This window comes from Undibacterium sp. JH2W (genome assembly GCF_049340425.1).
GTDB lineage: Bacteria > Pseudomonadota > Gammaproteobacteria > Burkholderiales > Burkholderiaceae_D > Undibacterium.
Map to the genome: position 1 here is coordinate 1 of NZ_JBMPOT010000082.1, position 383 is coordinate 383.

Annotated in this window: 1 protein-coding gene; it reads left to right on the forward strand. The window is 47.5% G+C overall.

All coding sequences use genetic code 11. The features are described from left to right. Positions 1 to 383: integrase core domain-containing protein (locus tag ACO0LC_RS29210; RefSeq protein ID WP_423009775.1), on the forward strand; the 383-nt coding region annotated here is incomplete at both ends.

Consider the following 383-nt stretch of genomic DNA (forward strand, 5'->3'; position numbering starts at 1 on the left):
ACAAAATTAACGATGTGGTTTATTCGACTGGGAATTCAGGTCAGTCATAGCCGGCCAGCCCATCCTCAAACTAATGGAAAAATAGAGCGTTTCCATCGAACATTGAAAAACGAGGTACTCACGGGAAATCATTTCTCCGATTTGCCAAAGGTGCAAGCCGCATTTGATGCATGGCGTCAGGTCTACAACACTGAGCGCCCACACGAGGGTATTCACATGCAGACCCCAGTCACAAGATATCAACCAAGTCCGTTCTCTTACCCCGCTTGCTTGCCGCCAGTCGAATACCCTCCCGACGACATCACTCTCAAAGTTGGTTGGGAAGGATGGATCAAGTTTCAAAAACGTGCTTTTAAGGTGTCATCTGCCTTACATCGAGAAAC